Source organism: Streptomyces spongiae, from assembly GCF_009377185.1.
GTDB classification, from domain to species: domain Bacteria; phylum Actinomycetota; class Actinomycetes; order Streptomycetales; family Streptomycetaceae; genus Streptomyces; species Streptomyces spongiae.
In genome coordinates, this window is sequence record NZ_VJZC01000371.1 from 1 (window position 1) to 9855 (window position 9855).

A 9855-nucleotide genomic window follows, 5' to 3' on the forward strand; every position below is an offset into this window, starting at 1 on the left:
GCCCCGCCCTCACACAGCCTCAGCAACCGCCTTCGGCCCAGCGTCCTCGACCGCACCCCCGGAGCCCGCCACGTCGGCGTCCTCCGGCTTCGGGTCGGCCCCCGCTCCCTTGAGCGGCACCTCCTTCACGAACACCGCGGCCACCAGAGCGAGCACAGCCACCCCGGCCCCCAGCAGAAACGCGGAGTGCGTCCCCGCGGACACCGCGTACTGGTACGCCTCCCGAGCCGGCGCCGGCAACTTCGCCAGACTCGCCGCATCCAGCTGCGCCGACTGCTCGGTCACCTTGGACCCGAGATCCCCGGCCCGCTGGGCCATGACGTCCTGGACCCGGTTGTTGAACAGCGCTCCCATGATCGCGACCCCGAAGGACGACCCGAGCGTCCGGAAGAGAGTCGTCGACGACGAGGCGACACCCATGTCCTTCATCTCGACGCTGTTCTGCGCGACCAGCATGGTGATCTGCATCAGACACCCCATGCCCGCCCCGAGCACCGCCATGAAGAGCCCGGACGTCAGCCGGGACGTCCCCGTGTCCATCTGGGCGAGCAGGAACAGCCCCACCGTCATCAGTACGCTGCCCACGACCGGGAACACCTTGTACCTGCCGGTCCCCGTGGTCACCCGCCCCGCCACCATCGACACGGCGAGCATCGCGCCCAGCATCGGCAGCAGCAGCAAGCCCGAGTTGGTGGCGGACGCGCCCTGCACCGACTGCTGGTACAGCGGCAGGAACAGCACGGCCCCGAACATCACGAAACCGGTGATGAAGCCGATCATCGACATCAGCGAGAAGTTGCGGCTCCTGAAGATGTGCAGCGGCATCACCGGCTCCGCCGCCCTGGTCTCCCAGAACACGAAGCCCACGAGCGCGGCCACCCCGATCGCGGCCAGCTCCATGATCATGGCCGAGCCCCACGCGTACTCGGTCCCGCCCCACGTGGTGACGAGCACGATGGACGTGATGCCCACGGTCAGCAGCGCCGCCCCGAGGAAGTCGATGCGCCGCCACGAGCGGTTCTCGGTCTTCTTCGGCAGGTGCAGGACGGTGGTGACGGCGATCAGCGCGACCACGCCGAGGGGGAGGTTGATGTAGAAGGACCAGCGCCAGCCCCAGTTGTCGGTGATCGTGCCGCCGACCAGCGGTCCCAGGATCATGGCGAACGCCATGACGCCGGCCATCATGCCCTGGTACTTGCCCCGCTCCCGCGGCGGTATCAGATCGCCGATGATCGCCATGACCCCGACCATGAGCCCGCCCGCGCCGAGCCCCTGAACGGCCCGGAACCCGATCAGCTGCCCCATGTCCTGGGCCATGCCGCTGAGCGCCGATCCGATCAGGAAGACCACGATCGAGGTGAGGAAGGCGCCCTTGCGCCCGTACATGTCGCCGACCTTGCCCCAGATCGGGGTGGAGGCGGCGGTGGCGAGGGTGTAGGCGGTGACGACCCATGACAGGTGCTCGAGTCCGCCCAGTTCGCCGACGATCGTCGGCATGGCCGTCCCGATGATCATGTTGTCGAGCATCGCGAGCAGCATCGCGATCATCAGCGCGAACAGGACGACCCGTACGCTCCTCGGTTTTTCACCGCCCCCGGCCTTCCCGGTGTCCGTAACCGCTTCCGCCATCGTCCCCACTCCCCTAGGTGCCGCCGGTCCCGACCGCTCAGCCACTCACTGGCTTGCGCTGACGCCCCCTGGCGCTTACTTGCCGACCGGCTAGTTGACTACACTGAAGGAACGTAGACGCGTAACTAGCCGGTCGTCAAGTAAGTTTCCGTAGGCTTGACCGACGGGGGATGTCGGGGAGTACGAGGAGTGCGACGGTGGGCGGCATGAGCGAGAGGGAGGGCACGGGCGGCATGGTCGGCACGGGCGGCACGGACGGTACGAAGCAGCAGCGCCGCGGGGACACCCGCCAGCGCATCCAGGACGTGGCCCTGGAGCTCTTCGCCGAGCAGGGGTACGAGAAGACGTCACTGCGCGAGATCGCGGAGCGGCTCGCCGTCACCAAGGCCGCCCTCTACTACCACTTCAAGACCAAGGAAGACATCCTCATCAGCCTGTTCCAGGACATGACCCGTCCGATCGACGAGCTGATCGAGTGGGCGAAGGAGCAGCCGCACGGCCTCGCCACCAAGCAGGAGGTCCTCCGCCGCTACAGCGAGGCCCTGTCGGCCGCGGCACCGCTCATGCGCTTCATGCACGAGAACCAGGCGACCGTACGGGAGTTGAGCGTCGGCGAGTCGTTCAAGGACCGCATGCTGATGATGATGGACCTCCTCAAGGAACCGGACGTTCCCCTGATCGACCAGATCCGCTGTGTGAGCGCGCTCTTCACGATGCACGCGGGGATCATCGCCCTCCGGGACGTCGAAGGCGACCCCGAGGACAAGCGCAAGGCAGCCCTGGAGGTCGCGATCGATCTGGTGACGCAGGCGCACGGAGGCGCCCGCGACGCGTGAGCGGGGCCGGGCCGGCACGGCGGCCCGGACAGCGCCGGCTCAGACGCCGACGCCCTTGGTCTTCAGGAAGGCGACCGGGTTGACGGCGGACCCGTAGTTGGCGGTCGTACGGACCTCGAAGTGCAGGTGCGGACCGCTGGAGTTACCGGTGTTGCCGGAGAGCGCTATGTGCTGCCCGGTCTTGACGACCTGCCCCGGCTTCACGTCGACGCGCGACAGGTGGGCGTACTGGGAGAACGTTCCGTTGCCGTGGTTGATGACCACGGCGTTGCCGTACGCGGGACCGTCACCGGCGCCGTTGCCGCCCGCCTTGACGACCTTCCCGCTGTGCGCGGCGACGACGTTCGTACCGCTCTTCACGGCGAAGTCCTGGCCGCTGTGGGTGTGGCTCCACATGTTGCCGGCCTGCGCGTAGCCGGCGGAGAGCTTGTAGTCCTTGACGGGGGTGACCCACGAGACCGCCTTCTTCGCGGCGGCAGGCGTACCGCTGTCGGCGGCGGCCGCCATCCCGGCACCCCCCACGACCGAGGCCCCCAGCCCGGCGACCACGACGGCCGCGCGCAGACGGAGCAGGGACGTACGGGGACGGGTGGAACGGACACGCTTCGACATGGAGTTACCTCACAGGAACGGGGACAAGGAGCACCCGGCAGCCAGGCGACTGCCGGATGGCCATCCCTTGGTAACCCGAGCACCAATCCATCCCAAAACGTGTGACCTACGATAGGAGGTAGTTATAGGCACAAAAGCCACCTGCGTATCAAAAAAGGCTCCTCAAGCCACCTCGCAACCGATACTGCAACGCAAACCCATCCAAACAACCCAAATAGCTGTCAACCGGCCCACGGTTTTCCCCACTACCTCACGTAGTAAGTGACGTACGTCCTGTGCCGCATGTCACCGACCCTCAAGATCAGAGGTCTCCGGAATGTGACGGGCACTACGCTGGCGGCTCCGGTTCACGGCTCTCGGGGGAGGTCGCATGGATCCCGCGGTCATCGGCACGCGCCTGGCATCGAGCGCGGTCGCTCCGCTGGTGAAGAAGCTGTTCGTACGGGAGGGCCCGGCGCGGCCCTGGTCGACAAGCCTGTACGGCTGTCCGCCCTGATCTCCTTCGGGGGCGAGAAGCGGACGCTGGCGGAGAAGGACGTACGCAAGCTCGCCTCGACCCTCGTACGGGAAGCGGTGGACTCGCCCGGCGAACGCCCCTTCCCGCCGGACGAGGAGACGGCGGTCACCGACGCACTCGCCGGCAACCTGCTGGCGCTGGGCGAACTGGACATGGACGACGTGCAGGTGGTGCACCTCGGCTACCAGGATCTGGCCCGGAAGCTCCACCACCGGGCACCCACACGGGATCTGTCCGCGGACGCCTCCTACTTCCTGGACTCCCTCACGGAGTGGGCCTGCGTCCACATCATCAACTTCTTCACCCAGAGATCCACTTTCGTGGCCCGCACGCTGGTGGAGCAAAGCCGAGGTCAGGCCGAACTCATCGCCAAACTGGACGAGTTGATCACGCACAACCCCAGGCCGGATGCGCGCGACTCGGCCTTCGAGCGCCGCTGTCTCTCGCACATCTCGAAGAAATACGGCAAGTTACTGATCTACGGCATCGACCTGGTCAACTCGCCAGGGCGGTGGCCACTTGACGCGGCTTACCTGAGCCTGGAGGCGACGGCTCCCCCGAGGCTGCTCACAGAGGCAGCCTGGCTCGCGGCGAACAGACACATGGCTGAGGCCGAGGCCCGGGAAGCAGTTGCCCACACAGAAACCCGCGCCTCCCAGGCCCGGACCGCGGACGAGCTCCAGGCCGCACTTGGGAGAGCGGAAGACCCAAACGCCGGTCTCGAAGCCGCGGTCCACTGGGCCAAGGCCTTGCAGGAAGCCTCCCCCAGCCCCCGCCCGGCCGATGAAGTGCTCGCCGATCATGAACGTGTCCTCCTTCGCGGCGAGGCCGGCTCCGGCAAGACGACCCTCGTCCAGTGGCTCGCCGTCTCCGCCGCCCGCCCCTGCCCCGACGACCGCATGGCGTACCTCCGCAGCCGGATCCCCTTCGTACTCTCGCTGCGTACCCTGACGCGGCAGGGAGAACGTCTCCCCACCCCCAAGGCCTTCCTCACGGCGGTGGACTCACCACTCGCCGGAGAGCAGCCGCCCGGCTGCGAGGCCCGGGTACTCACCACCGGACGCGGCCTCGTCCTGATTGACGGCATCGACGGAAGTTCCCGAGGGTGAGCGTGCACGCGCCCGCACCTGGCTCGTCGATCTGATCGATGCCTATCCCGGCAACCGCTGGCTGGTCACGTCCCGGCCCTCGGCCCTGCGCGAGGAATGGCTCGCAGACGAGGGTTTCACCGAGTTCACGCTCTCACCGATGTGCCCGGAGGACGTGGCCTCGTTCATCGGACGCTGGCACGAGGCCGCGCGTACCGACAGGCCCGAGGAGGACACGGCGCTCACCTTGTACCGGAACCAGCTTCTGCACGCGGTCCGCTCCAAACCGGATCTCGGCCGTCTGGCCACCAATCCCCTCATGTGCGGTCTGATCTGTGCCCTGCACCGGGACCGCCGCGGCTTCCTCCCGATCGGCCGCAAAGAGCTGTACGAGGCCGCGCTCACCATGCTGCTGGCCCGCCGAGACCGGGAACGTGGCATGCAGGGCCCGGAGCTCCGGGAGGAGCCCCAGCTTCAGATCCTGCAACGACTCGCTTACTGGCTCATCAAGGACGGCCGTACGGAGATGACGCGCGAGCGAGCACTAGCCGAGATCGGCAAGGCTCTGCCCGCCCTGCCGGAGATGGCCGCGCTGGGCGACGCCAACACCGTACTGACGTATCTGGTCAACCGAAGCGGGCTGCTGCGCGCGCCCTCCGCCGACACGATCGACTTCTGCCACCGCACGTTCCAGGACTTCCTGGGGGCGCGTGCGCTGCTGGACGAGGGCACATTCGGGATGGTCCACAAGCACGCTGCGGACGATCAGTGGGAGGACGTCATCCGCTTGGCGGTAGCCCAGGGCCGTCCCCGTGACCGGGTCGACGTACTGCGCTCCCTGCTGCGCGACGGCTCCGTCCGGGCCCGGCTGCTGGCTGCGTCATGTCTGGAGCAGGCCACGGAACTGGACCCGGCGGTGCGGGCCGCGATCGAGAAGGGCGTCACCCGGCTGATCCCACCCCGGGACCTGGACGCGGCCCGCGAACTGGCCTCGGTCGGTCCCCTCATCCTCGACTTCCTTCCCGGTCCAAATGAACTGGCGGACCGGGCAGCACAAGGCGAGGCCGGCGCCCCCGATCCGGCGCATTTGTGCGTCATCACCGCCTCCTTGATTGGAACCGACGCCGCGGTCCCCTATCTGGCGCGCTTCAGCGAGCACCCTTCCTGGCAGGTGCGCAAGCAACTCGCCGGCACCTGGCACCGGTTCGACACCGCGGTGTACGGCCGCGAGGTCATCGCCCGGCTCCGCCACGACGACCTCTACCTGGTCGCGCACTCCTCCGCGGAACTCCTCGTGGAACTGATCTGCTGAAGCCCAGCCGTCAGTGCCACCCACTGATGCCGTACGGACGCCGGTAGGAGGCCCGATGACCGAGACGACCACCACTCGCATCGCAAGATGCCCGCCCCGCTCCTGGAAGCCCGCGGTGGTACCGTCCCCGCCTCCACAGCCCGATTCCACACCGGACGACATCGCCAGATACCTCGACCCGGACGACACCGAGATCAAATCAGCGTGTTGATTCCCGGCAGGTCCTAATCCGGCGACCGACAGTGGGAACCCGCCGTCACTCGCCGTCGGCCGCAGCCCGCCAGAGCCGACTCATCCGGCTGACTCGTTGAGGTAACCGGCCCGTTCCTCCTGGGTCAGTTCCCGGGTGATGCCGTCCCGGGAACGCCGCAGGACCTCGTCGACCGGTGCGCAGGGGCGGCATGTCCAGACGCGTACGGTGCCGTCGTCGTGCGAGCTGACGAACCGGTTGCCGGGCAGGAACTTCGTGTTCTCTACAGAGGCGCCGAATCCGTGCAGGACCACGGGCGGGCTGTTGTCGGTGGTGTTCCAGATCCGGGTCGTCGCGTCGTTGCCGCTGGTCGCCACCCGACGGCCGTCGGGACCGAACGACACACTCCACACCACTCCCTGATGTCCGTTCAGTACCCGTGGTCCGCCGGGCTTGGTGAGATCCCACAGCCTGGCCGATCCGTCGTTGCCGCCGCTGACGAGGTGCCGTCCATCGGGGCTGAACGCCACCGTCCATACCAGGCCGTTGTGACCACGGAGGACCTCTAGATCCTTGCCGGTGGCGGGGTCCAGGACGTGGATGGTGCCGTCCCGGCCGGCCGAGGCCACGCGTCGCCCGTCGGGGCTGTAGGCGACGTACCGCACTATGTCCTGTCCGGTGTCGACCACCACGGGTTCCGCGCCCGGAGTGGTGGGCCAGATCCGTACGGTGCCGTCGCTGCCGCCGGTGACCAGCCGGCGTCCGTCGGGGCTGAACTCCGCGGTCCACACCGACCCGTCGTGGCCTCGCAGTACGACGGGTTTCGTCGCGTTGTCCACCGGCCAGATCCGTATGGTCCCGTCGTCGCCGGTGCCGGCCACCCGGCGGCCGTCCGGGCTGAATGCCACCCCGAGGACCCCGCCGGCGTGCCCGCGCAGCACGGTCGGCGGGGCGGTGCTCCCGGTCTGCCAGACGCGTACGGTCCCGTCGGCGCTGGCGCTGGCGAGCCGGCGGCCGTCCCGGCTGGGGACCGTCGCCCACACGGGCCCGTCGTGACCGCTCAGGACGCTGTCGCTGCCCGTCGGGGCCGCCTCCCAGATCCGTACGGTGCCGTCCTCGCTGACACTTACCAGGCGCCGTCCGTCGGGGGCGAACGCGACCGCGGTCACGCTGCCGCGATGCCCGCGCAGGATCAACGGCGCGGCGCGGTGGTGCACGTTCCAGATCCGAACGGTGCCGTCGTTGCCCGTGCTCGCGACCTGGGCGCCGTCCCGGCTGAAGCCGATCCCCTCCGCCGTGCCGTCGTGGCTGCCGAGCACGACCGACTCGGCGGGCGCCTCGGGGTCCCACAGGCGTACGGTTCCGTCGGTACTCGCCGTGGCGATGCGCTGTCCGTCGGGGCTGAAGGCGAGGGCCTCCACGGAATTGCTGTGCCCACGCAGCACCACGGTCGTCCGCCGGGTCCCGACGTCCCAGACGCGTACCGTTCCGTCGCCACCGCTGCTGGCAAGGCGGCGTCCGTCGGAGCTGAACGAGACGCCGAGCGCGCGCCCGTCGTGGCCGCGCAGCACGACCGGTTCGCCTCTCCCCGTGGTGTTCCAGATCCGTACGGTGCCATCGTCAGCGGCGCTGGCGACGCTGCGGCCGTCCGGGCTGAACGTGACGCTCCACACCTGTGCCGTATGCCCTCGCAGGACCACCGGGTCGGCACCACTCGCCCACTTCCACACCGAGACGGTGCCGTCCTCGCCGGCTGCCGTGATCCGGGTGCCGTCCGGGCTGAACACCGGCGTCCACACCTCGCCGTCGCGGCCCCGCAGCACCACCGGGTCGCGCAGCGTCGTGCCGTACCGCCACACCCGTATCGCGCCGTCCCCGCCGCTGGTGGCGACGTACCGGCCGTCCGGACTGAACGAGACCCCGAGGACCTGCCCGTCGTGGCTGGCGAGCACGGCCCTCACCCGTGACTCGAACACGGCTTGGCGCAGTGCCGCCTCGGTCTCGTCGGTCGCACTGGTCCGGTAGGCACTGGTAGCAAGCAACAGCCCCAACTCTGGGTCGAGTTGTGCCTGGCCGCGAGCGTTCGCCACGAGTTGCCGGGCGAACGCGAGGTCCCGCCCGGCTTCCGCCCGCCGGGCCTGTACGAACGCGACGAAGGCGAGGACGCTCAGCGCGACCACCGCCGCCGTGAGCCCACTCACGGTCAGCCGCACCCGGCGCCTCGCCGCCGCCCGCTCGGCCCGTGCGCGGTCGCGGCTCGCCGCCAGGAACTCGTGTTCGAGGTCATTGAGCCGGGTGGTGTCCCGGTCATCCCACTCGGCCAGCCGTACTCCGCGGTAGAGCACCCCGTCGTCCCTGCCGTGCTCCGCCCACTCCCCCGCCGTATTGGTCAGACGCCGGTGCGCGCGCAGCAGTTCGCGGTCGGACTCGATCCACATACGCAGTCGCGGCCATGCGGTGATCAAGGCTTCGTGGGCGAGTTCGACGGTGTCGTCATCGAGGGTGACCAAGCGGGCGCGGGCCAGTCGTTCCAGGACCAGAGCAGCATGCCCATGCGTGCTTGCGGCCAGTTCGGTGCGGAGAGCTGGGCGACGGGTGTCCTGTGCTCCTTCACCGGGGGTGATGAGCCGCAGCAGCAGATCGCGGGCGACAGCGGCCTGTTCAGGAGAGAGTTGAGTGTAGAGGCGCTCCGCGGTTCGGGCGATGGCACCGCTCACCCCGCCGACGGCGTCGTACACGGCTTCGGTGAGTGCTCTTCCTCGGCGCCTTCGCCAGGTCTCCAGGAGCGCGTGCGACATCAGGGGCAGGCCGCCGGACTCGTCGGCGACGTCCCGGATGATGCGCGCGGTCAGGGCGCGTTCCAGGGTCAGTCCGGTGGCTGTGGCCGGTTTGACGATGGCGTCGCGCAGTTCGTCCTGGCTCATCGGACCGACCAGCAGGTTGGCGTCGCGCAGTGCGTCGGCCAGAGGGTGGTGTTCGGCGCAACGGCCGTAGAAGTCGGCGCGGACCGCGATCAACACCCTTAATCGGCTTGCCGGTTGGCGGGCGGCGAGCAGGAGGTCGATGAAGCGGGTACGTTCCGCCGGATCATGGCAGAGGGTGTAGACCTCCTCGAACTGGTCGACGATCACGAACGTGTCCGTGCCGCCGTCGCCGGGTCCGCTTGTGTCGAGGAGAGGGGCGTGGGCGCGAGCGGGGTGGTCGCCGGGCGTGAGGATCTGGATCACGGCCGGACGCAAGCCGGTTTCCTGGGAGTGCTGGAGGGTGGGAATCAGGCCCGCGCGCAGCAGGGAGGACTTGCCACTGCCGGACGGGCCGAACACCGCGGCGAACCGCCGGCGCCGCAGCAGATCCAGCAGGTCGGTAGTGAGCCGGTCCCGGCCGAAGAAAAGTCCTCTGTCGCCCGGCTCGAACCGGGCCAGCCCTCGATAGGGCGCATCCGCCCCCTCACCACCCTCCTCCTCCGCGACGACCGCGGCGGCGTCGTCCATGACCTGTTTCCACCGGGCTTCCCACTCGACCGCATTGCCCCCGCATGCCGCCACGTAGGCCAAGGTCACCGCCAGCGTGGGCAGCTGCTCGCCCGCCGCCGCCTGCGACAGGGTCGTGCCCGAGTAGCCGGCCCGCTCGGCCATCGCCCGGTACGTCATCCCGCCCGCCTCCGTCCGCAG

At 69.0% G+C, this 9855-nt stretch carries 4 protein-coding genes and 1 pseudogene; 2 read left to right on the top strand and 3 right to left on the bottom strand.

From position 1 onward, the window contains the following. Positions 1-9: 9 nt before the first annotated feature. The gene (locus tag FNH08_RS34590; RefSeq protein WP_152775481.1) at positions 10-1629 is read right to left on the bottom strand and encodes an MDR family MFS transporter; all 1620 of its coding nucleotides are present in this window, start codon (positions 1627-1629) and stop codon (positions 10-12) included. A gap of 206 nt (positions 1630-1835) precedes the next feature. Here FNH08_RS34590 and FNH08_RS34595 point away from each other — a divergent pair, with 206 nt between their 5' ends. Next, positions 1836-2465 carry a TetR/AcrR family transcriptional regulator gene (locus FNH08_RS34595; protein WP_228034531.1) on the top strand — a complete coding sequence of 210 codons (630 nt, stop codon included), beginning with the start codon at positions 1836-1838 and terminating at the stop codon, positions 2463-2465. 39 nt (positions 2466-2504) lie between these two features. On the opposite strand, the gene FNH08_RS34600 is transcribed toward FNH08_RS34595, so the two are convergent. Further along, a complete protein-coding gene (locus tag FNH08_RS34600; RefSeq protein WP_152775482.1) occupies positions 2505-3077 on the bottom strand; it encodes a M23 family metallopeptidase in 573 nt (190 codons plus the stop codon). Positions 3078-3447: 370 nt separating this feature from the next. Between FNH08_RS34600 and FNH08_RS54135 the strand changes: the two are divergent. Beyond that, positions 3448-5355, top strand: a pseudogene (locus tag FNH08_RS54135) (NACHT domain-containing protein); the annotation flags it as partial. A gap of 930 nt (positions 5356-6285) precedes the next feature. Here the strand turns inward: FNH08_RS54135 and FNH08_RS34610 are convergent. Further along, entirely contained in the window at positions 6286-9834 is a 3549-nt protein-coding gene (locus FNH08_RS34610) for a WD40 repeat domain-containing protein (RefSeq protein ID WP_152775483.1), read from the bottom strand. Positions 9835-9855 lie beyond the last annotated feature (21 nt).

Excerpts from the sequence above, each read along its gene's own strand:
- FNH08_RS34600 (WP_152775482.1), bottom strand. The coding sequence starts at position 3,077 with ATGTCGAAGCGTGTCCGTTCCACCCGTCCCCGTACGTCCCTGCTCCGT.
- FNH08_RS34590 (WP_152775481.1), bottom strand. The coding sequence starts at position 1,629 with ATGGCGGAAGCGGTTACGGACACCGGGAAGGCCGGGGGCGGTGAAAAA.
- FNH08_RS34610 (WP_152775483.1), bottom strand. The coding sequence starts at position 9,834 with ATGACGTACCGGGCGATGGCCGAGCGGGCCGGCTACTCGGGCACGACC.
- FNH08_RS34595 (WP_228034531.1), top strand. The coding sequence starts at position 1,836 with ATGAGCGAGAGGGAGGGCACGGGCGGCATGGTCGGCACGGGCGGCACG.